Annotated in this window: 22 protein-coding genes; 16 read left to right on the top strand and 6 right to left on the bottom strand. The window is 70.6% G+C overall.

Annotation, left to right across the window (positions count from 1 at the left end):
* Positions 1 to 11: 11 nt before the first annotated feature.
* Positions 12 to 1184, bottom strand: coding sequence for a threonine aldolase family protein (locus BEK98_RS21810; RefSeq protein WP_208643187.1), 1173 nt, complete (start codon positions 1182 to 1184; stop codon positions 12 to 14).
* A 172-nt stretch (positions 1185 to 1356) separates the two neighbouring features.
* On the opposite strand from BEK98_RS21810, the gene BEK98_RS21805 reads away from it, so the two are divergent.
* The 10 genes from BEK98_RS21805 to BEK98_RS21760 all read left to right on the top strand — a co-directional run bounded on the left by BEK98_RS21805 (position 1357) and on the right by BEK98_RS21760 (position 9953).
* Entirely contained in the window at positions 1357 to 2310 is a 954-nt protein-coding gene (locus BEK98_RS21805; protein WP_094218314.1) for a Rossmann-like and DUF2520 domain-containing protein, read from the top strand.
* Positions 2310 to 3311, top strand: coding sequence for a pantoate--beta-alanine ligase (panC, locus tag BEK98_RS21800; RefSeq protein ID WP_094218313.1), 1002 nt, complete (start codon positions 2310 to 2312; stop codon positions 3309 to 3311). The genes BEK98_RS21805 and panC overlap by 1 nt, the downstream gene beginning before the upstream one ends.
* Entirely contained in the window at positions 3308 to 5035 is a 1728-nt protein-coding gene (locus BEK98_RS21795) for an L-aspartate oxidase (RefSeq protein WP_094218312.1), read from the top strand. The genes panC and BEK98_RS21795 overlap by 4 nt, the downstream gene beginning before the upstream one ends.
* A complete protein-coding gene (nadC, locus tag BEK98_RS21790) occupies positions 5032 to 6009 on the top strand; it encodes a carboxylating nicotinate-nucleotide diphosphorylase (RefSeq protein WP_094218311.1) in 978 nt (325 codons plus the stop codon). The genes BEK98_RS21795 and nadC overlap by 4 nt, the downstream gene beginning before the upstream one ends.
* 5 nt (positions 6010 to 6014) lie before the next feature.
* Positions 6015 to 6812 carry a type III pantothenate kinase gene (locus BEK98_RS21785; protein ID WP_094218310.1) on the top strand — a complete coding sequence of 266 codons (798 nt, stop codon included), beginning with the start codon at positions 6015 to 6017 and terminating at the stop codon, positions 6810 to 6812.
* Positions 6813 to 7396: 584 nt separating this feature from the next.
* Positions 7397 to 8068: a hypothetical protein gene (locus BEK98_RS21780; protein ID WP_094218309.1), complete on the top strand. Its 672-nt coding sequence runs from the start codon at positions 7397 to 7399 to the stop codon at positions 8066 to 8068.
* Positions 8069 to 8125: 57 nt separating this feature from the next.
* Positions 8126 to 8305, top strand: a complete 180-nt coding sequence (locus BEK98_RS21775; protein WP_094218308.1) for a hypothetical protein — start codon at positions 8126 to 8128, stop codon at positions 8303 to 8305.
* A gap of 145 nt (positions 8306 to 8450) precedes the next feature.
* Positions 8451 to 8870 (top strand): BlaI/MecI/CopY family transcriptional regulator, encoded by a 420-nt coding sequence (locus BEK98_RS21770; RefSeq protein ID WP_094218307.1) that lies wholly within the window; start codon positions 8451 to 8453, stop codon positions 8868 to 8870.
* A gap of 9 nt (positions 8871 to 8879) precedes the next feature.
* Positions 8880 to 9413 (top strand): amino-acid N-acetyltransferase, encoded by a 534-nt coding sequence (locus BEK98_RS21765; protein WP_094218306.1) that lies wholly within the window; start codon positions 8880 to 8882, stop codon positions 9411 to 9413.
* Positions 9414 to 9617: 204 nt separating this feature from the next.
* A complete protein-coding gene (locus tag BEK98_RS21760; RefSeq protein ID WP_094218305.1) occupies positions 9618 to 9953 on the top strand; it encodes a histone-like nucleoid-structuring protein Lsr2 in 336 nt (111 codons plus the stop codon).
* Here BEK98_RS21760 and BEK98_RS21755 read toward each other — a convergent pair.
* Complete coding sequence (locus BEK98_RS21755) at positions 9932 to 10582, bottom strand: SCO3374 family protein (RefSeq protein ID WP_244201924.1); 651 nt, start codon at positions 10580 to 10582, stop codon at positions 9932 to 9934. The genes BEK98_RS21760 and BEK98_RS21755 overlap by 22 nt on opposite strands.
* Before the next feature lie 448 nt (positions 10583 to 11030).
* Here BEK98_RS21755 and BEK98_RS21745 point away from each other — a divergent pair, with 448 nt between their 5' ends.
* Positions 11031 to 13556 carry an ATP-dependent Clp protease ATP-binding subunit gene (locus BEK98_RS21745; protein ID WP_094218302.1) on the top strand — a complete coding sequence of 842 codons (2526 nt, stop codon included), beginning with the start codon at positions 11031 to 11033 and terminating at the stop codon, positions 13554 to 13556.
* Between the two features lie 63 nt (positions 13557 to 13619).
* Here BEK98_RS21745 and BEK98_RS21740 read toward each other — a convergent pair whose 3' ends face one another.
* On the bottom strand, positions 13620 to 14240 hold the full coding sequence (locus BEK98_RS21740) for an HAD family acid phosphatase (protein WP_094218301.1): 621 nt from the start codon (positions 14238 to 14240) through the stop codon (positions 13620 to 13622).
* A 456-nt stretch (positions 14241 to 14696) separates the two neighbouring features.
* On the opposite strand from BEK98_RS21740, the gene BEK98_RS21735 reads away from it, so the two are divergent.
* On the top strand, positions 14697 to 15248 hold the full coding sequence (locus BEK98_RS21735; RefSeq protein ID WP_094218300.1) for a M23 family metallopeptidase: 552 nt from the start codon (positions 14697 to 14699) through the stop codon (positions 15246 to 15248).
* A gap of 7 nt (positions 15249 to 15255) precedes the next feature.
* Here BEK98_RS21735 and BEK98_RS21730 read toward each other — a convergent pair whose 3' ends face one another.
* A complete protein-coding gene (locus BEK98_RS21730; RefSeq protein ID WP_094218299.1) occupies positions 15256 to 15855 on the bottom strand; it encodes a TetR/AcrR family transcriptional regulator in 600 nt (199 codons plus the stop codon).
* Positions 15856 to 15977: 122 nt separating this feature from the next.
* On the opposite strand from BEK98_RS21730, the gene BEK98_RS21725 reads away from it, so the two are divergent.
* From BEK98_RS21725 to BEK98_RS21710, 4 genes are all read left to right on the top strand, one after another.
* Positions 15978 to 17570 (top strand): MDR family MFS transporter, encoded by a 1593-nt coding sequence (locus tag BEK98_RS21725; RefSeq protein WP_208643186.1) that lies wholly within the window; start codon positions 15978 to 15980, stop codon positions 17568 to 17570.
* Positions 17571 to 17702: 132 nt separating this feature from the next.
* Entirely contained in the window at positions 17703 to 18170 is a 468-nt protein-coding gene (locus BEK98_RS21720) for a helix-turn-helix transcriptional regulator (RefSeq protein WP_094218434.1), read from the top strand.
* Entirely contained in the window at positions 18167 to 18601 is a 435-nt protein-coding gene (locus tag BEK98_RS21715; protein ID WP_094218298.1) for a VOC family protein, read from the top strand. Before BEK98_RS21720 ends, BEK98_RS21715 begins: the two co-directional genes overlap by 4 nt.
* A 20-nt stretch (positions 18602 to 18621) precedes the next feature.
* Positions 18622 to 19470 carry a class I SAM-dependent methyltransferase gene (locus BEK98_RS21710; protein ID WP_094218297.1) on the top strand — a complete coding sequence of 283 codons (849 nt, stop codon included), beginning with the start codon at positions 18622 to 18624 and terminating at the stop codon, positions 19468 to 19470.
* A 43-nt stretch (positions 19471 to 19513) separates the two neighbouring features.
* On the opposite strand, the gene cseC is transcribed toward BEK98_RS21710, so the two are convergent.
* Together cseC and cseB are read right to left on the bottom strand one after the other, a co-directional pair.
* A complete protein-coding gene (cseC, locus tag BEK98_RS21705; RefSeq protein WP_094218296.1) occupies positions 19514 to 20872 on the bottom strand; it encodes a two-component system sensor histidine kinase CseC in 1359 nt (452 codons plus the stop codon).
* Between the two features lie 11 nt (positions 20873 to 20883).
* Positions 20884 to 21588 (bottom strand): two-component system response regulator CseB, encoded by a 705-nt coding sequence (cseB, locus tag BEK98_RS21700; protein ID WP_094218295.1) that lies wholly within the window; start codon positions 21586 to 21588, stop codon positions 20884 to 20886.
* Positions 21589 to 21615: the final 27 nt, after the last annotated feature.

Genomic DNA, 21615 nt, shown 5'->3' with positions numbered 1-21615 from the left:
CTACGCCCGAGCTACGCCCGCTCCGGCAAGCGCGCCGCGAAGTCCGTGACCGCCGCCCGCACGTCGTCCGCCGTCCACTCCAGGCCGGCGGCGGTCACGGTCACCTCGATCGAGGACAGTCCCGGCCCCTTGGCATCCCAGGGCCCGACGAAGAGGTAGATCCCGGTCTCCTCGGCCTGGCGTACGGCCGCCTCCAGCAGTACGTCCGGGTCGTACGGCAGCCAGACCTGGAACTGGTGGGTGTGCGGCTCCTCGGGGTGCACGCGCACCCAGGGCACCCCGGCCCGGGCGAACCCCTCGCGCAGCGCGGCGGCCACCACGCGCGCGTGGCGCACGTACTCCGGCAGGCGGGGCAGCTCCCGCTCCAGGCCGACGAGTGCCGCCAGTGCGGTCGGGAACTGCTGGAAGATCATCCCGCCGTAGCGGTGCCGCCACGTCTTCGCCTCCTCGACCAGCGTCTTCGGGCCGGCCAGCGCGGCGCCGCCGAAGCCGTCGAGGGACTTGTAGAACGACACGTAGACGCTGTCCGCCAGGTCCGCGATCTCGTACAGGGGGCGCCCGAAGCGGACGGTCGACTCCCACAGGCGCGCGCCGTCGAAGTGCACCACCGCGTCCCGCTCCCGCGCCGCCTCCACGACGTCCGTCAGCTCCTCCCAGGAGGGCAGCACGAAACCGGCGTCCCTGAGCGGCAGCTCCAGCATCAACGCCCCGAAGGGCTCCTCGAAGTCACGTATCTCCGCGGCCGTGGGCAGTCGGGGCTCCTCGGTCACACGCACCGTGCGCAGGCCGCTGACCTCGCGGAAGGCGTTGCGTTCATGCACCTCGGGGTGGGCGAGCCCGTGCAGGGCCACCGTGCCGTTGCCGGTCCGGGCCGCCCAGCAGCGCAGGGCCACCTGCTGGGCCATCGTGCCGGTCGGGAAGAACGCGGCGGCCTCCGTGCCCAGCAGGGCGGCGACCCGCTCCTCCAGCGTCGCGACGATCCGGTCGCCGTACACGTCCACCGGTTCGTCCAGGTCGTACACCTCGGACGCCGCCTCCTGGAGCAGCGCGAGCCGTTCGCGGATCGAGGCGCGCAGGCCCACGCGCGCGAGGACGCGCGTGGCCTTCCGGTAGGCGGTCGCGCGGCGTTCCCGCAACTGCTCCTGCGCCGTCCGCTCTTCGCCCTGCTCAGTCGCATCAGTCATGCCGTGGATGATGCCCCGCACGGTCGCGCGCGGCAGCGGAATTTCCCCGCGGCCGGAGCGTGGCGAAACCCACAGCCTGTGGACAACCGGCCGCCGTTCAACCCGATAGCGTTAACATGACGAGAAATCGTCCGGTACCCAGAGCGGACTGGAACGGGAAGGCCGCCGTCGCGTGAGTACAGACCACCAGCCAGACCTCAAGGAGCGCCCCGCGCGGCTCACCGTCGGCGTCGTCGGCGCCGGACGCGTGGGCCCCGCCCTGGCCGCGTCCCTCCAGCTCGCCGGGCACCGCCCGGTGGCCGTCTCCGGGGTCTCCGAAGCCTCCCGCAGGCGCGCCGAGACGATGCTCCCCGACGTGCCGCTGGTACCGCCCGCCGAGGTCCTCCAGCGCGCCGACCTGGTCCTGCTCACCGTCCCCGACGACGCCCTGCCCGGCCTGGTCGCCGGCCTCGCCGAGACCGGCGCCGTACGGCCGGGACAGTTGCTCGTGCACACCTCCGGGCGGTACGGCGCGAAGGTCCTCGACCCCGCCCTGCGCGCGGGCGCGCTGCCCCTGGCATTGCACCCGGCGATGACCTTCACCGGCACCCCGGTGGACGTCCAGCGACTGGCGGGCTGCTCCTTCGGCGTCACCGCGCCCGAGGAACTGCGCCTGGCCGCCGAGGCACTGGTCATCGAGATGGGCGGCGAGCCCGAGTGGATCAGCGAGGAGAACCGCCCGCTCTACCACGCGGCCCTGGCCCTCGGCGCCAACCACCTGGTGACCCTGGTCGCCCAGTCCATGGAGCTGCTGCGCACGGCGGGCGTCGAGGCCCCCGACCGGATGCTCGGCCCGCTCCTCGGCGCCGCCCTGGACAACGCCCTGCGCTCCGGTGACGCGGCCCTCACCGGCCCCGTCGCGCGCGGGGACGCCGGCACGGTCGCCGCGCACGTCACCGAGTTGCGCAGACACGCCCCGCAGACCGTCGCGGGCTATCTCGCGATGGCCCGCGCGACCGCCGACCGGGCCCTCGCCCACGGCCTGCTGAAGCCGGAACTCGCCGAGGACCTGCTCGGCGTGCTGGCCGACGGATCCACCGGCACGAACGGCACCACCGGGACGAACAGCACCGAGGGGAACGCCTGATGACCACCGCCCTGCTGAGCACCGCCGAAGAGCTGCACGCGCGCGTGCGCCACGGCCGCCGTGCCGTCGTGATGACCATGGGCGCCCTGCACGAGGGCCACGCCACGCTGATCCGCACCGCCCGCGAGATCGCCGGCCGGGACGGCGAGGTCGTCGTCACCGTCTTCGTCAACCCGCTGCAGTTCGGCGCCGGCGAGGACCTGGACCGCTATCCGCGCACCCTCGAAGCCGACCTGAAGCTCGCCGAGCAGGCGGGCGCCGACGCCGTGTTCGCGCCTTCCGCGGACGAGGTGTACCCGGGTGGCGAACCCCAGGTGCGCATCTCCGCCGGCCCGATGGGCGAACGCCTGGAGGGCGCCTCGCGGCCCGGGCACTTCGACGGCGTGCTCACCGTCGTGGCCAAGCTGCTGCACCTCACCCGCCCCGACGTGGCCCTGTTCGGGCAGAAGGACGCCCAGCAGCTGGCCCTGATCCGGCGCATGGCGCGGGACCTGAACTTCGGCGTCGAGGTCGTCGCCGTACCGACCGTGCGCGAGGAGGACGGGCTCGCCCTGTCCAGCCGCAACCGCTACCTCTCGCCCGACGAGCGCCGTACCGCACTCGCCCTGTCCCGCGCGCTGTTCGCCGGCCGTGACCGGCACGCCGCGCAGGAGGCACTGCGCGCGCGGGCCCGCGAAGTGCCCTCCACGCACGCGCGTGCCGAGGCGCTGAGCGCCATAGGAGAGTCCCGCGCGGCGGCCGACGCGCACGCCGTGGCCACGGCCGCGCCCGGCGGCCCGGCGGCCGTCCGCGCGGCCGCCCGCCAGGCCCTGGACGAGGCCGCCCGCCTCGACCCGCCGCTCCGGCTGGACTACCTCGCCCTGGTGGACCCTTCCGACTTCACCGAGATCGGCCACGACTTCACCGGCGAGGCCGTCCTCGCGGTGGCCGCCCGGGTCGGCACGACCCGGCTGATCGACAACCTCCCTCTCACCTTCGGATCCCTCGGAGCCGCCTCGTGACCAGCACAGGCATACGACTGCACGCACCCGCCCCCGGGTGGTCCATCTCCGCGGACGTGGTCGTCGTCGGCTCGGGAGTGGCCGGCCTGACCGCCGCCCTGCGCTGCGAGGCCGCGGGCCTGACGACCGTCGTCGTCACCAAGGCCCGGCTGGACGACGGCTCCACGCGCTGGGCGCAGGGCGGCATCGCCGCCGCCCTGGGCGAGGGCGACACCCCCGAGCAGCACCTCGAGGACACCCTGGTGGCGGGCGCGGGCCTGTGCGACGAGGAGGCCGTACGGATCCTCGTCACCGAGGGCCCCGACGCGGTACGGCGGCTGATCTCCACCGGCGCCCACTTCGACACCGACGACGAGGGCGACATCCAGCTCACCCGCGAGGGCGGCCACCACCGGCGCCGTATCGTGCACGCGGGCGGGGACGCGACCGGCGCGGAGGTCTCCCGGGCGCTCGTGGAGGCCGCACGCGCGCGCGGGGTGCGCATGATCGAGAACGCGCTCGTCCTGGACCTGCTCACGGACGCCGACGGCCGCACCGCCGGCGTCTCCCTGCACGTGATGGGCGAGGGCCAGCACGACGGCGTGGGCGCCGTGCACGCCCCCGCGGTCGTACTCGCCACCGGCGGCATGGGCCAGGTGTTCTCCGCGACCACCAACCCGTCCGTGTCCACCGGCGACGGCGTGGCGCTGGCGCTGCGCGCGGGCGCGGAGATCAGCGACCTCGAGTTCGTCCAGTTCCACCCGACCGTGCTCTTCCTCGGCCCGGACGCCGAGGGCCAGCAGCCGCTCGTCTCCGAGGCGGTACGTGGCGAGGGCGCCCACCTGGTCGACGCGGACGGCGTGCGCTTCATGGTCGGCCAGCACGAGCTGGCCGAACTGGCGCCCCGGGACATCGTCGCCAAGGGCATCATGCGGCGGATGCAGGAGCAGGACGCCGAGCACATGTTCCTCGACGCCCGGCACTTCGGCGCCGACATGTGGGAGCACCGCTTCCCGACCATCCTGGCCGCCTGCCGCGCCAACGGCATCGACCCGGTCACCGAGCCCATCCCGATCGCCCCGGCCGCCCACTACGCCTCCGGAGGCGTCCGCACCGACGCACAGGGGCGGACGACCGTCCCCGGCCTGTACGCGTGCGGCGAGGTCGCCTGCACCGGCGTGCACGGCGCCAACCGGCTCGCCTCCAACTCCCTCCTCGAAGGCCTCGTCTACGCCGAGCGCATCGCCGCCGACATCGTCTCGGTCCACGCCGGAAACGGCCTCCACGCGCGCGTGCCCGAACCGGTCCCGGACCCGGAGAAGCCCGCGTACCCGCTGCTCGCCCCCGAGGCCCGGTTCGCCGTCCAGCGGATCATGACCGAGGGCGCGGGCGTGCTCCGCTCGGCGGACTCGCTGGAGAAGGCCGCGGACCAGCTCCAGCGGCTGCACACCGAGGCCCGCGAGGCCCTGGAGGAGAACGGCAAGACCGCCGAGCCGGGCGTCGACACCTGGGAGTCGACCAACCTCCTGTGCGTGGCCCGCGTTCTGGTCGCCGCCGCGCGGCTGCGCGAGGAGACCCGCGGCTGCCACTGGCGCGAGGACCGCGCCGAGCGCGACGACACGAACTGGCGGCGCCACATCGTCGTACGGCTCAATCCCGACCGGTCGCTGGCCGTACGCACCACGGACACCGCAGACTTCCCCCCGACCCGGCAACACCAGCGCCCTCAGGAGCAGAACAAGTGAGCACCGACGACCTTCCCCTCGCCTCGACCGGCGGCTGCGGTGACGGCTGCGCCTGCGGCGCCGAGGGTGACGAGGAGTACCTGGAGAGCGGGCTCGACCCCGCGCTCGCCGAGCTGCTGGCCGCTGCCGGACTCGACCCCATCGAGGTCGAGGACATCGCCAACGTCGCCATCCAGGAGGACCTGGCCGGCGGCGTGGACGTGACGACCGTCGCGACCATCCCCGAGGACGCGGTCGCCACCGGCGACTTCACCGCGCGCGAGGCGGGCGTGGTGGCGGGCCTCAGGGTCGCCGAGGCCGTGCTCTCCGTGGTCTGCACGGACGAGTTCGAGGTCGAGCGGCACGTCGAGGACGGCGACCGCGTCGAGGCGGGGCAGAAGCTGCTGTCGGTCACCACGCGCACGCGTGACCTGCTCACCGCCGAGCGCAGCGCCCTCAACCTCATGTGCCGCCTGTCCGGCATCGCGACCGCCACGCGCGCGTGGGCGGACGTGTTGGAGGGCACCTCGGCACGCGTGCGCGACACCCGCAAGACCACGCCGGGGCTGCGCTCGCTGGAGAAGTTCGCGGTGCGCTGCGGCGGGGGCGTCAACCACCGGATGTCGCTCTCCGACGCCGCCCTGGTGAAGGACAACCACGTGGTGGCCGCCGGCGGCGTCGCCCAGGCCTTCAAGGCCGTACGGGAGGCCTTCCCGGAGGTGCCGATCGAGGTCGAGGTCGACACCCTGCACCAACTGCGTGAGGTCGTGGACGCGGGCGCCGACCTGATCCTGCTGGACAACTTCACGCCCGACGAGTGCGCCGAGGCCGTCGGGATCGTCGGCGGGCGGGCCCTGCTGGAGGCCTCCGGGCGGCTCACGCTCGACACCGCGCGCATGTACGCCGACACCGGCGTGGACTTCCTGGCCGTGGGCGCCCTCACCCACTCCTCGCCGATCCTCGACATCGGCCTCGACCTGCGCGAGGCGGAGTAACGGTCATGCTGCTCACGATCGACGTCGGCAACACCCAGACCGTCCTCGGCCTGTTCGACGGCGAGGACATCGTGGAGCACTGGCGTGTCTCCACGGACCCGCGCCGCACGGCCGACGAGCTGGCGGTGCTGCTCAAGGGCCTGATGGGCATGCACCCGCTGCTCGGCGAGGAGCTGGGCGACGGCATCGACGGCATCGCGATCTGCGCGACCGTGCCGTCGGTGCTCCACGAGCTGCGCGAGGTCACCCGGAGGTACTACGGCGACGTGCCCGCCGTCCTGGTCGAGCCGGGCGTGAAGACGGGCGTGCCGATCCTCACCGACAACCCCAAGGAGGTCGGCGCCGACCGGATCATCAACGCCGTGGCGGCCGTCGAGCTGTACGGCGGCCCGGCGATCGTCGTCGACTTCGGTACGGCGACGACGTTCGACGCGGTCTCCGCGCGCGGGGAGTACGTCGGCGGCGTCATCGCGCCCGGCATCGAGATCTCCGTGGAAGCGCTCGGCGTCAAGGGTGCGCAGCTGCGGAAGATCGAGGTGGCCCGGCCGCGCAGCGTGATCGGCAAGAACACGGTCGAGGCCATGCAGGCGGGCATCGTGTACGGCTTCGCCGGGCAGGTCGACGGAGTGGTGAGCCGGATGGCCCTGGAGCTGGCCGACGACCCCGACGACGTCACGGTGATCGCCACGGGCGGCCTGGCGCCGATGGTGCTGGGCGAGTCCTCGGTGATCGACGAACACCAGCCCTGGCTGACTCTGGTCGGCCTGCGCCTGGTGTACGAACGGAACGTCTCGCGAATGTGAGGGGACCGGCGCCCGCGGAGGGCGCCGGTTTTTCGCGCTCTACGCGCGCGGTGATTCGAGGTCCACGCGCGCGGTGATTTCGAGATCCACGTGTGCCGGGTGTTCCCGACCCGCGCGCCTGGTGTTCGCCATCCAGGTGTGCCCGCTGTTGGCGGCCCGCGCGCGGTGATTCGCGGCCTGGGCGAGCGACGATTCGTCGTCCGCACGTGTCGGGTGTGCGCCGTCCGCGCGTGCCGGGCGTTCGCGGTCTGCGCGAGTGGTGCTTCCCGGCTCACACCCGCCCGGTGTTCGCGGCCCACGCGCGCCCGGTGTCGTGGCCCACGCGCGCGGGGTGTTCCCGATCCACGCCCGCCCAGTCGCGCGGCCCACGCCCGCCTGGTCTCGCGCCCCGCGCCCACCCGGTGTTCCCGCTCCGCGCCCCGTGTAGCCCCCCACGCCCAGCCTTCGCTGCCCAACCCCGCGCGTGACCCCGGTCGGGCGAACCCTGGTGGCGACACGCGGCGACACAGCATCCCGATTCGTCACTTTTGTCCGATTAGCGGTAGCGTCGCCGCATGCCCACGCCATACGGATCCCGCGGCGGCATGGCGTTCGGTGCGGAGGAGCTGCGTGTGCTCCGCCGCGCTCTCGCCCTCGCCCTTCACCCTGGCCGAGCGTCCGCCGAGGACGTCAAGGACTGCTTCCGCCTCGCCGAGTCCCTCGACGAGGCGATGCGCGAGGGGGCCAGGCTGCGCGCCTTCCTGGTGGCCGACCTGGGCCGGTACCGCGCCGCCCTGCCGGGCACGGCCGCCGGCTACCTCACGCTGCTCGAGGAGGCGCTGGGCGCCGGGCACCGGCCGACGCCGGACGATCTGGCCGCGCTGCGCGCGCTGCGCGGGAACCCCGTCGCGGCTGCCCTTCTGGACCGCTGCCAGGCGCTCGCCGAGCAGGACGTGCGGGCACGCTTCGCCCAGGGTGCCCGCAAGGTCCCCGCCCCCGCCGTACCGCCCTCCAGGACGCGCCTGCTGGCCCTCCCCGGCGGCGCGGGCGAGACCCCGGCCGCAGAGGCCGACGACCCGGAGAAGCCCGCTCAGAAGCCCGCTCCGAAGCCCGGCCAGACCCCTCCCTCGCGCCCTGCCGAGCGCCCGGCCCCGGAACCGGCGACCCCGAAGCGCCCCATCCCCACGCCGGGCGAGGTCTTCCCCCGCCGCAAGCCGCCGACGCCGTCCGCGGACCCGGCGGAGCCGGCCGAGTCGCGGCAGCTCGCCGCCGGCTGAGCGGCGTTCCGCCCACCCCGCCCCTTTCGCCCCGACCCCGCTGGCTACCCTGGAGCCATGGACTACGTCTCCGCGCTCGTGCCGCCGGTCGTCATGGCCGTGTTCTTCATCGGACTGGTCAGGGTGATCGTGAAGACCCAGGGCGGTGCCGCCAAGGCCAAGGAGGACGCGGCCGTGGACGCCGCCCTCGCGCGCGCGGAGAGCGCAAGCAAGGCCTCCGCCGGCGGCGACGCCTGAACCGCACGCCGCTGGGCGCACGACTCCTCGCACCCCGGTGCCTTCCGAGTCGCGCGCCCTTTTTGTTCACATTTGTCACCTAAGCGCACGTCCGGCACGCCATTGCCGGGATCTCCCACTATTGTTCTGAGCTGTGCCTCGCCCATTGGGAGAACTCGAAGACGCGGTCATGACGCGGGTGTGGAAGTGGAACCGCCCGGTGACCGTTCGAGAAGTCCTGGAAGACCTGCAGCAGGAACGGTCCATCGCGTACACCACGGTGATGACCGTTTTGGACAATCTCCATCAGAAGGGCTGGGTGCGCCGTGAGGCCGAAGGGCGCGCCTATCGATATGAGGCCGTCTCCACCCGAGCCGCCTACGCCGCCGCGCTGATGAACGACGCCTGGTCGCAGAGCGACAACCCGGCCGCGGCTCTTGTCGCCTTCTTCGGGATGATGAGCGAGGAACAGCGCCAGGCCCTCAGGGACGCCGTACGCATCGTGCAGGGTCCGGAAACCCAGGAAGCCCCCCAAGCCCCGCAAGAGGAGAACCCCGGCGCGGCGGGGGAGACCGCCGGGCGATAGCGTCCGCTCATGTCAGCAGAGCGTCCCGAAGTCACCGCAAAAGCCATCACCGTCCGGCGGGCCCGGACCAGCGATGTCCCGGCCGTGCGCCACCTCCTCGACGCCTACGTCCGCGGCCGCATCCTGCTCGACAAAGCCACGGTCACGCTTTACGAGGACATCCAGGAGTTCTGGGTGGCGGAACGTGACGACAACGCCGAGGTGGTCGGCTGCGGGGCGCTGCACGTCATGTGGGAAGACCTCGCGGAAGTCCGCACTCTCGCGGTGAAGCCCGGCCTCAAGGGCGCCGGTGTCGGTCATCAGTTGCTGGGGAAGTTGCTGGAGACAGCGCGCTGGCTCGGTGTTCGGCGCGTTTTCTGTCTGACCTTCGAAGTGGACTTCTTCGGGAAGCACGGCTTCGTGGAGATCGGTGAGACACCGGTCGACACCGATGTGTACGCGGAGCTGTTGCGTTCCTATGACGAGGGCGTCGCCGAGTTCCTCGGTCTCGAACGAGTGAAACCGAACACCTTGGGCAACAGCCGGATGCTTCTGCATCTGTGATCGTCATTGCCCCGGTGCCCTATGTCCGAAACGCGCATGTTTCCGGGCCGGGGCGGGCCCCTGGGTCTCTCCCAGGGGTTTGTGTTTTTCCGGCAAAAGCGGTTTGCTTTCCGACGTACTGCAGTACTGCATATAACAGGGGCGGCGAAACGGCGGACGCCGCAACACCCCCTGGTCCTCACGTTATCGATGAAAGGAAATCCGGTGGCACAGAAGGTTCAGGTCCTTCTTGTCGACGACCTCGACGGCGGCGAGGCGGACGAGACCGTGACGTTCGCGCTGGACGGCAAGACGTACGAGATCGATCTCACGACCACCAATGCGGACAAGCTGCGTGGCCTTCTCGACCCCTATGTGAAGGGTGGTCGTCGTACCGGAGGCCGTGCTTCGGGTGGGCGTGGAAAGGCGCGTGTGGCTTCCGGCGGCAGCCAGGACACCGCGCAGATCCGCGCCTGGGCGAAGGACAACGGCTACGAGGTCAACGACCGCGGCCGTGTTCCCGCGTCCATTCGCGAGGCCTACGAGAAGGCCAACGGCTGATTTCGCCGGCAGGCGGGCGGCCGGGCGCTCGCGCGCCGCAGCCGGACCCGGTGGCACTGCGCTGCCACCGTGTCCACCAGTCGTACGAGATCGGGGGCGCCTTTCGGGCTCCCCATGGCCGGCAACGCCGGCAGCGAGGCCTCGACCTCACCCCCCGGCCCGGGGGGCCGCAGCCATACGGCGGCCCCCTGCAGGGAAACGGCGGGGGAGGATTCCTCGAGAAGCGGCCGATTCCCTCTCCAGGCCCGCTCGGGCGGTACCGGCGCCTCCATCAGGCCGCCCGCGCCCAGGACCCGCAGGTCCAGCGCCAGCGCCCCCCATTCCAGCCAGTCCAGCAGCTCGGGCACTTCCTCCGCGCTGCCGACGGCCAGCAGCAGCCGCATCCGGCCGCCCCACAGGGCCACCGGAGAGTCCGGCGCGAGATGCCTGAGCGCCGCGGCGCCCGCCTCCGCCGGCACGTCCAGGACGTCGAACCGCAGCCCCGTGACCAACCGCAGCGGCCGTCCGGGCACTGTCGGCCAGCCCAGATCGTTCTCGTACCAGTGCCGGGCCCGGACTTCCGGGTCTTCGGCAAGATCGGAGCGCTTCGGGTCGAGCGGGCGGCGAGGAAGGGGCAGAGTGGAGGTCATGGAGACCGAGCCAGCCATGCCAAGTGCAACAGCCGAACCGGGCCACAGGTTACGCTGGGTGCTCTGACGACTGCGCAGAGTGCCCAAGAGGGGGGCGCGTGGGGCTCCGGGGAGGCGCAAGGTTGTTCGCCCATAGCGGAGGGAACCGGTGCGCGCGGCATGGAGTGTCAGCCCCTGCGGGTAAGACATGCCTAGTGGGAGGGGGCGACGCGCAGAACGGGCCGTCTCACGTTCGCCATCGGCGTAGTGGCGAGTGGGGTAACTGCCTGGCCTGCGGGAACATCGTCTCGCACCATCGGGTTGGAGCAGATGTCGGCGTTCGGGGTCAGGAGGCCAAGGACGGTGTCGGCAGTTGGAATGAGCGGTCCCCGCTTGCGGGACTAAGCTGCGGAAGGACAGGGAGGGGAAGTTCCCCCCACTGCCTGACCGCTCTGAGGAGCGATTAACGATGTTCGAGAGGTTCACCGACCGCGCGCGGCGGGTTGTCGTCCTGGCTCAGGAAGAAGCCCGGATGCTCAACCACAACTACATCGGCACCGAGCACATCCTCCTGGGTCTCATCCACGAGGGCGAAGGTGTCGCCGCTAAGGCCCTGGAGAGCCTCGGCATTTCGCTTGAGGCGGTCCGCCAGCAGGTGGAGGAGATCATCGGTCAGGGCCAGCAGGCCCCGTCCGGCCACATCCCCTTCACCCCCCGTGCCAAGAAGGTCCTGGAGCTGTCGCTCCGCGAGGCCCTTCAGCTGGGCCACAACTACATCGGCACGGAGCACATCCTGCTCGGCCTGATCCGCGAGGGCGAGGGCGTCGCCGCCCAGGTCCTGGTCAAGCTGGGCGCAGACCTCAACCGGGTGCGGCAGCAGGTCATCCAGCTGCTCTCCGGTTACCAGGGCAAGGAGACCGCCGCCGCCGGCGGGCCGGCCGAGGGCACCCCCTCGACCTCCCTCGTCCTGGACCAGTTCGGCCGGAACCTCACCCAGGCCGCTCGTGAGTCCAAGCTCGACCCGGTCATCGGGCGCGAGAAGGAGATCGAGCGGGTCATGCAGGTGCTGTCCCGCCGTACGAAGAACAACCCGGTCCTGATCGGTGAGCCCGGCGTCGGCAAGACCGCCGTCGTCGAGGGCCTCGCCCAGGCCATCGTCAAGGGCGAGGTGCCCGAGACGCTCAAGGACAAGCACCTCTACACGCTGGACCTCGGCGCCCTGGTCGCCGGCTCCCGCTACCGCGGTGACTTCGAGGAGCGCCTGAAGAAGGTGCTCAAGGAGATCCGCACCCGCGGCGACATCATCCTGTTCATCGACGAGCTGCACACGCTGGTCGGTGCGGGTGCCGCCGAGGGCGCCATCGACGCGGCCTCCATCCTGAAGCCGATGCTGGCCCGCGGTGAGCTGCAGACCATCGGTGCGACCACGCTGGACGAGTACCGCAAGCACCTGGAGAAGGACGCGGCCCTGGAGCGCCGCTTCCAGCCCATCCAGGTCGCCGAGCCGTCCCTTCCGCACACGATCGAGATCCTCAAGGGTCTGCGCGACCGGTACGAGGCCCACCACCGCGTCTCCATCACGGACGAGGCGCTGGTCCAGGCCGCCACCCTGGCCGACCGGTACATCTCGGACCGCTTCCTGCCGGACAAGGCGATCGACCTGATCGACGAGGCCGGTTCCCGGATGCGCATCCGCCGGATGACCGCGCCGCCGGACCTGCGCGAGTTCGACGAGAAGATCGCCGCCGTCCGCCGGGACAAGGAGTCCGCGATCGACTCGCAGGACTTCGAGAAGGCCGCCTCCCTGCGTGACAAGGAGAAGCAGCTCCTGGCCGGCAAGGCCAAGCGGGAGAAGGAGTGGAAGGCCGGCGACATGGACGTCGTCGCCGAGGTCGACGGCGAGCTGATCGCCGAGGTCCTCGCCACGGCCACCGGCATCCCGGTCTTCAAGCTGACCGAGGAGGAGTCCAGCCGCCTGCTCCGCATGGAGGAGGAGCTGCACAAGCGGGTCATCGGCCAGGTCGACGCCGTCAAGGCGCTGTCGAAGGCGATCCGTCGTACGCGTGCCGGTCTGAAGGACCCGAAGCGTCCGGGTGGTTCGTTCATCTTCGCCGGCCCGTCCGGTGTCGGTAAGACCGAACTGTCCAAGGCGCTCGCCGAGTTCCTCTTCGGTGACGAGGACGCGCTGATCTCCCTCGACATGTCGGAGTTCAGCGAGAAGCACACGGTGTCGCGTCTCTTCGGTTCGCCCCCCGGCTACGTGGGCTACGAAGAGGGTGGCCAGCTGACCGAGAAGGTCCGCCGCAAGCCGTTCTCCGTCGTTCTCTTCGACGAGGTCGAGAAGGCCCACCCGGACATCTTCAACTCGCTGCTGCAGATCCTGGAGGACGGTCGCCTGACCGACTCCCAGGGCCGGGTCGTGGACTTCAAGAACACGGTCATCATCATGACGACCAACCTCGGTACCCGGGACATCTCCAAGGGCTTCAACCTGGGCTTCGCGGCCACGGGTGACACGAAGTCCAACTACGAGCGCATGAAGAACAAGGTGTCGGACGAGCTGAAGCAGCACTTCCGCCCCGAGTTCCTCAACCGCGTCGACGACGTGGTCGTCTTCCCGCAGCTGACGCAGGAGGACATCCTGCGGATCGTCGACCTGATGATCGGCAAGGTGGACGAGCGCCTGAAGGACCGGGACATGGGCATCGAGCTCTCCCAGTCCGCCAAGGAGCTGCTGTCCAAGAAGGGCTACGACCCGGTGCTGGGCGCGCGTCCGCTGCGTCGCACGATCCAGCGCGAGATCGAGGACTCGCTGTCGGAGAAGATCCTCTTCGGCGAGCTGCGCCCCGGTCACATCGTGGTCGTGGAGACCGAGGGCGAGGGCGATGCCGCCACCTTCACCTTCCGGGGTGAGGAGAAGTCGGCACTGCCCGACGTCCCGCCGATCGAGCAGGCGGCCGGCGGTGCCGGGCCGAACCTGAGCAAGGACGCGTAAGCGTCACGGTCGAGTGAAAAGGGGCCGGTGCTTTCGAGCACCGGCCCCTTTCGCGTGCGTGGATTACGACAACTGCCCGTCGTAGTCCGGCAGTTTGAACGTCTTCTCGGCGTGGCCGCCCGACAGGTCGGTGGCGCTGTTGCCGACGTTCGCGATGATCGTGTAGCCCTTGTTCTCGATGTCGACGCGCTGGGCGGTCTTGTAGGCGGCGACGTCCTTGAAGAGGTCGAACAGGCCGCGGACATAGAGACCGGAGACGTCGTAGCCGTCGTGCTCGAGGTTGTACTCGGTCGGCCAGTAGATGATGCCGGGGCGGGCCGTGACGAAGAACAGCGAGACGCCGTGCTCCTGGGCGTACTCGGCGACGTCCAGCACCGGCTTGTTGGCCGGCTGCGGGTAGCTGAAGCCGAAGTCGGTCTCCAGCGTGGTGTTGTCGATGTCGAAGACGATCGCCTGCTTCTCACCGGGCTTGGCGGCGGCGATACGGGCCTTCAGGTACGGCAGGGCCTGGTCCATGACCGACTGGCAGTCCTTCTGCCAGGTGGCGTAGTCGACCTTGGCTGCGGTGGCGGAGGCGCTGCTCGTGGTCGCGTCCGCGGCCTCGGCCGGGGCGGCCAGCGCGGTGAGCGCGGCCACGGACACGGCGGTGGCGGATATCCGGCGCGCCCAGGGGCGTCTGGTCATCGGTGGGGGTCCTCTCACGTCCGTACGCTGCACGGCCTGAACGGTGAACTGTCAGGGGCATGATCTGTGGTGAGGGTGGCGCGAGGGGAACCGTAGGGTTACCGGCGGGTAGGTGCCTAGAGGTCTGCATCACATTTCTCGGGCCGCTGGTTTATGCGGGCGGTGATAAGCGGCACAGGGGAAATGTCCCTTACTAGCCCACATAGTGGGACTCACCATTCAGGCAAAAAGGGATTTTCTATGCGGAGCCCTGCGTGAAAAGCCGATGTCGTAGGGGCTGATGCCCGGTAGGTGGGGCTCTGTCAAGAAGTGGGTGTTTTTCCGTTCGCCTACTAGCTTGCGCCGTAGATGGGGGGCATTGAGCGGAGATGGGGCGAACGGTTACCAATGACTGGCCCGCCCGGCGAACGTCTGAGCACCGGGTGGCGGTTCTGTCCCCGAGCCCACGAGGTCCCCATGATCCAGCGCTTCACGTCCCGTTCTTCCCGTACGTCCTCGCTCCGCACCCGCGTGGCCGTCCTGGCCGCCGGAGTGGGCGCCACGGCCGCGCTGGGAACCGGGATCGCGAGCGCCGCCGCTCCGTCGGCGACCGCCTGGGTCGACCCGGTGAAGACGTACACGCTCTCCGCCGGCTTCGACCAGGCCGGCAGCCACTGGGTCGCCAAGCACAGCGGCCAGGACTTCGCCGTCCCGACCGGCACCGAGGTCGTCGCCGCGCACGGCGGCACCGTCGTCAAGGCCGGCCCCAACGGCGCCGGTGACGGCCCCGCGTACGGCAACGCCGTCGTCATCAAGCACGGCAACGGCACCTACTCGCAGTACGCGCACCTGTCCCGGGTCGACGTCAAGATCGGTCAGATCGTCAAGACCGCCCAGCACATCGCGCTCTCGGGCAGCACCGGCAACTCCACCGGCCCGCACCTGCATTTCGAGATCCGTACGACCCCGAACTACGGCTCCGCGATCGACCCGGTCGCCTTCCTGCGGGCCAACGGCGTGACCGTCTGATCCGGCCCTAGCCTTCCTTGCGGGCGCCCTGGTGCGCCTGCGTGACGAGGTCCATGGCGACTTCGAGAACGGCCTCATGCTTCTTCTCGGAGTCGCCTTCCACGTCCTGCATCACGAACATCCCCGCGTGCAGCGTGAACATCGCGCTGATGCAGCGGACCTGCTCCACGAGGGGTGCGTCGGGGTCGATGAAGATGTCCCTGAGGTCGCGCATCCGGTCCTTGAAGGCGTCGCCGATGCGCAGTTCCCGTACCGTCGCCTGGTTCTCCTGCATGAACCGGAAGAGCGGTTCCGCGCCGACCAGTGCCTGGCTGTAGCGCCGCAGGATCTCGTGCTTGGTCTCCAGGGTGTGCGGCTGGCTACGGCCCCACTCGATCAGGTCCTGGATCGGTTGCGTCAGGTCCTCGAAGAGGCTGACGATGATCTCTTCCTTCGTCTTGAAGTGGTAGTAGAGAGCCGCCTTCGTGACGTCGAGATGCTCGGCGATCTCGCGCAGGGAGGTCTTCTCGTAGCCCTGCTCGGCGAAGAGTTCGAGCGCGACATCCTGGATGCGCTGGCGGGTGTTGCCGCGGCGCTGCTGCTTGGTGCCGTCCATGGTGACGCCCATCCTCGTACTCCTCGCGCCCCGGCGGAAACTTACTTGACGCCCGGCTAGTAACAGGTCTACCTTCCCCAGTGTAGTGAACTAGCCGGGCGGCAAGTAAGTAGTCGTCAGGGGGAGTGGGAGAGATGGCGGACACACAGACGGCCGTGACGGCCCAGGAGGCACCCGGGAAACCGGAGAAACAGCCGAAGAGCGTACGGGTGGTCCTGCTCGCGCTCATGATCGCGATGATGCTCGCGATGCTCGACAACATGATCGTGGGTACGGCGATGCCCACGATCGTCGGCGAACTGGGCGGGCTGGAACACCTCTCGTGGGTCGTGACCGGGTACACCCTCGCGACCGCGGCGGCCACCCCGATCTGGGGCAAGCTCGGCGACATGTACGGCCGCAAGGCCACCTTCCTGACCTCGATCGTGATCTTCCTGATCGGCTCCGCGCTCAGCGGCATGGCCCAGAACATGGGGCAGCTCATCGGCTTCCGCGCGGTGCAGGGTCTCGGCGCCGGCGGTCTGATGGTCGGCGTGATGGCGATCATCGGCGACCTGATCCCGCCGCGGGAGCGCGGCAAGTACCAGGGCATGATGGCCGGCGTCATGGCGCTCGCGATGATCGGTGGCCCGCTGGTCGGCGGCACCATCACCGACAACTGGGGCTGGCGCTGGTCCTTCTACATCAACCTGCCCCTCGGCGCGGTCGCGCTGGCGCTGGTCAGCGCCGTACTGCACCTGCCGAAGAAGCGGTCCAAGGCCGGTATCGACTACCTCGGCGTCGTCCTGCTGACCGTCGGCATCACCTCCATCGTGCTGGTCACCACCTGGGGCGGCACCGAGTACGCCTGGACCTCCGCGCGGATCATGGAGCTGATCGGCATCGGCGTCGCCTCGCTGATCGGGTTCGTGTTCTGGCAGACCAAGGCCGCCGAGCCGGTCGTGCCGCTGCACATCTTCCGCAGCCGCAACTTCACCCTGATGTCCCTCATCGGCTTCATCACCGGCTTCGTGATGTTCGGCGCCACGCTCTTCCTGCCGCTGTACCAGCAGTCGGTGCAGGGCGCCTCCGCGACCAACTCGGGTCTGCTGCTCCTGCCGATGCTCGGCGCGATGCTGGTGACCTCGATGATCGCCGGGCGGGTCACCACCAACAGCGGCCGCTACAAGGTCTTCCCGATCGTCGGCGGCGTGCTGATGATCGTCGGCCTGTACCTGCTGTCGCTGATGGACACGGGGACGACCCGGCTGACCTCCGGCCTCTACATGGCCGTGCTCGGCGCGGGCATGGGCTGCCTGATGCAGATCACCATGCTGGTCGCGCAGAACAGCGTGGAGATGAAGGACATGGGCGTGGCGTCCTCGTCCACCACCCTCTTCCGTACACTCGGCTCCTCCTTCGGCGTGGCCATCATGGGCGCCCTGTTCAACCACCGGGTCCAGGACGTCATGGCCGAGCGGGCCGGCGCGCTGGGCAAGGGCATCACCGAGAAGTCCGCCCAGCTGGACGCGGCGAGCCTCGCGAAGCTGCCGGCGGCGGCGCGGGAGGCCTACCAGCACGCGGTGTCCGCCGGTACCCACTCGGCGTTCCTGCTGGGCGCGGTGATCGCGGTGGTCGTGCTGATCGCCTCGCTGTTCGTCAAGGAGGTGCCGCTGAAGGGCGGCCCGCAGAAGCCGTCTTCGGACAGTGCCGACGCTGCTCCGGCGCCGGTGATCGAAGCGGTCTGAGCAGTCCCTGAGCCAAAGGCCCCCGGTCGGTGTCCGCCCCGGGGGTCTTTGCCATGTGCGGGCAGTCTGCTCGGGACTGCCGCCACCGGGGTCACTGTCAGTGCCCCATGTCACCATCGGCCCATGGACAAGATGCGCCGGTTGCGCCTGGCCAAGGACGCCATGGACCGTGACTGGGCCGACCCTGAGCTGGATCTGGACGCGGTTGCCGCACATGCCGGCTACTCGCGGTATCACTTCCTGCGCGCCTTCAAGGACGCGTACGGCGAGACGCCCGGGCAGTATCTGACCCACCGCCGGATCGAGCGGGCCGAGGAGATGCTGCGCGGGGCCAACCTCACCGTGACCGAGATCTGCACCCTGGTCGGCTTCAGCAGCCTCGGCACCTTCTCTGCCCGCTTCAAGGCCCGCACCGGGCTCGCCCCGAGCGAGTACCGCACGAAGCACGTGGGCCGCGGCGCCTCCCTCATACCCGGCTGCTACGCCATGCTCTGGGCCGGCGGCTTCAACACCGCAACTTCGAAGAAGCGCACCAGGCCCGCCCCTGCCTACGGTGACGAGCAGGAACAGCAGCCTGCCGACAGGAGAGCGGAGCCATGATCAAGGGCCTGGGCATCACCACCGTATGGACCTTCGACCAGCAGCGCACAAAGGCCTTCTTCACCGAGAAGCTGGACTTCGAGGTGCGCAGTGACCTCGCCATGGGGGACATGCACTGGATCACCGTGAGCGCCAAGGACCAGCCCGGCGTGGAGCTGGCCCTGATGAGCCTGGACGGCCCCGGCCTCGACCCGGAGTCCGCCGAGGCGCTGAAGAAGCTGGTGGCCAAGGGGGTGCTGGGGGCCGGGGCGTTCCGCACGGACGACTGCCGCGGTGACTACGAGCGGTTCAAGGCGCGGGGTGTGGAGTTCCTCCAGGAGCCGCAGGAGCGGCCGTACGGCATCGAGGCGATCTTCCGGGACGACAACGGCAACTGGTTCTCGCTGACCGAGCGCAGCGAGGAACTCGACTTCTCGAAGGACTTCGGCTGACCCGGCAGGGAGGGAACGGCATGCAGGGGCAGGAGGCCGCGGCGGACCACACGGCCGTACGGGTCGCCCTGTGGCGCGCCCTGCACGTCCAGGCCGATCCGCCGCCGCATGTGATCGACGACGAGATCGGGCTGCGGCTGACGGCCCCGGACGAGGACTGGCGCGGCCGCCCGGACATGGACGTCGAGGCCACGCGGCGCACCCGCGCGTCCATCGTGGCCCGCGCCCGCTTCGTGGAGGACCTCGTCGTGGACCAGGCCGCGCGGGGCGTCGGCCAGTACGTCCTCCTCGGGGCCGGACTGGACACCTTCGCCCAGCGGCGGCCGGAGATCGCCGCCACGCTCCGGGTGTTCGAGGTCGACCGGCCCGGGCCGCAGGCCTGGAAGAGACAGCGGCTGGCCGAGCTGGGGTACGGCGTCCCCGAGTGGCTGCGGCTGGTGCCGGTCGACTTCGAGGGGGACTGGTGGGGGCAGCTGGTCACGGCCGGCCTGGATCCCGGCCGGCCGGCGGTGGTGGCCGCCACCGGCGTCACGATGTATCTCACCGGGGACGCGGTCGAGTCCATGTTCCGCCTCGTCGCCACGCTCGCCGCGGGCTCCACGCTGGCCACGACCTTCCTGCGGCCCCTGGAGGACGTCGAGCCGGACCAGCGTCCGCAGCTCCAGGCCGCCGTGAACGGTGCCCGCGCCGCCGGGACCCCGTTCCTGAGCTTCTTCACACCGCCGCAGATCCTGGCCCTGGCCCGCGAGAGCGGCTTCCGCGAGGTCCGCCATGTCACGGCCGAGGAACTCGGCGAGCGCTACTTCGCCGACAGAACGGACGGCCTGCGGCCGTCACGCGGGGAGGAACTGCTGGTCGCGACCACGTGAGGCGACCCCGCGAAGGCCCGCCTCCACCAACGCCGCTCCCTGCTCAGCCCGCGCCCCCGGACATCGGCAGCATCGGATGGCTGCCCGTGTTCGTGGGAGCGTGTTCCGGGAGCCAGAGGACGGCCACCGCACCCTCCGACGGGATGTGGTCGGGGAGGCCGACGGGGCGTACGTTGCGGAAGGTCAGGCGGGCGCCCAGCACCCGGGCCTGGCCGGCCGCGATGGTCAGGCCCAGGCCGTGGCCCTTGCCCGCGCGGTCCGCGCTGCCGGTGCGGAAGCGGCTCGGACCCTCGGCCAGGAGCGCCTCGGGGAAGCCGGGGCCGTGGTCGCGGACCCGGATGACCCGGCCCTCGACGGTGACCTCGATCGGCGGCTTGCCGTGCCGGGCGGCGTTGGCGAGCAGGTTGAAGAGCACGCGCTCCAGACGGCGCGGGTCGGTGGTGACCTCCGACTCGTGCACCACCCGTACGACGACGTCCGGGTCCTTGGCGGCCACGCGCCGGGCCACGAAGTCGCCCAGCATGATGTCCTGCAGCTCGGCCCGCTCGGAGGCACTGTCCAGGCGGGCCACCTCCAGGACGTCCTCGACGAGCGTGCGCATCGCCTTCGCACGGTCCAGGACCAGTTCGGTGGGGCGGCCGGGTGGCAGCAGTTCGGCTGCGGTGAGCAGGCCGGTCACCGGGGTCCGCAGCTCGTGTGCGATGTCGGCGGTCACCCGCCGCTCGGCCTCCAGGCGCTGCCGCAGCGCGTCCGCCATCGCGTCCACCGCGCGCGCGAGATCGTCGGTCTCGTCCCGTACGACCCCGCCGATGGCCTCCCGCACCCGGACATCGGTCTCGCCGTTGGCGACCTGGCCCGCCGCGGCCGCCGCCTTGCGCAGCCGCCGCGACAACTGCCCGCCGATCAGCACGCCGAGCGCGCTGCCGCCGAGCACCACCGCGATGGACCCGATGACCAGAGCCTGGTCGAGGTCCTTCATCACGTCGGTGGAGCGGTCCGGGAAGTGGGTGTGCAGGGACAGCACATGCCCGTTCTTGACCGGTACGGCCGCCCAGATGTCCGGCACGCCGCCGCGGTGGTCGCTGACGTAACTGGCCCGGCGGCCGTCCTCGACCTTCTCCCGCAGCGGGGGCGGCAGCTCGGGGTCGTCGAACTTGATGTTGGGGAAGTTCATCCGCCCGTACCGCTCGTAGGTGCCCTGGGCCACCTGCACCCGCTCGTTGGCCAGGTCACGCGCGTTGTCCAGCATCGAGACCCGGGCGGCGTTGTGCACGACCAGGCTGAGCGCGACGGCCACCAGCCCGGCGACCAGGGCGATCGCCGCGCTGAGCTTCCATCTGAGCCCGGTCTTCAGGCCCGCGCGCTCCATGCCCCCCACCGAGCGCCGAATGATCCCCCGCATGTCCGCCCCGCTCAAGCCTTCAACTTGTAGCCGAAGCCCCGGACCGTCTCGATCCGGTCCTGGCCGATCTTCTGCCGCAGCCGCTGCACATGGACGTCGACGACCCGGGTGTCCCCGCCCCAGCCGTAGTCCCACACCCGCTCCAGCAGCTTGTCGCGGGAGAGCACGGTGCCCGGCGAGGTGGAGAACTCCAGCAGCAGCCGCATCTCGGTCGGGGTCAGCGCCACCGGCTGCCCGGCCCGGTGCACCTCCATGCCCTCGGTGTCGATCTCCAGGTCACCGAAGGTCAGCGGGCCGCCGTTCACCTGCGCCGGGGACTCCTCCAGGTGGGCGGCCCCGCCGGCGTGTCCGAAGCGGCGCAGCACCGCGCGGATCCGGGCGACCAGGACGGCACCGTCGAACGGCTTGGTCACATAGTCGTCCGCGCCGGCCTCCAAGCCGAGGACGACGTCGATGGAGTCCGCGCGCGCGGAGAGCATGATCACCGGCACGGTCGACTCGTCCCGGATACGTCGGCACAGGCTGACGCCGTCCAGACCCGGGACCATGACGTCCAGCAGCGCGATGTCGGGCCGGTTCGCCCGGAACGCCTCCAGGCCCGACAGCCCGTCGGGCATGGCGGTCACCGCGAAGCCGTCCCGCTCCAGGGCGAGCTGGGTGGCCTCGCGGATGACGTCGTCGTCCTCGACGAACAGGACGTGGGTCTGGTCTGCCATCCCGGTGCTCTCAGTTCTCCGTCATGT

This window comes from Streptomyces diastatochromogenes, from assembly GCF_002242805.1.
GTDB lineage: Bacteria > Actinomycetota > Actinomycetes > Streptomycetales > Streptomycetaceae > Streptomyces > Streptomyces diastatochromogenes.
This window is presented reverse-complemented; position numbering and strand designations above follow the sequence as displayed.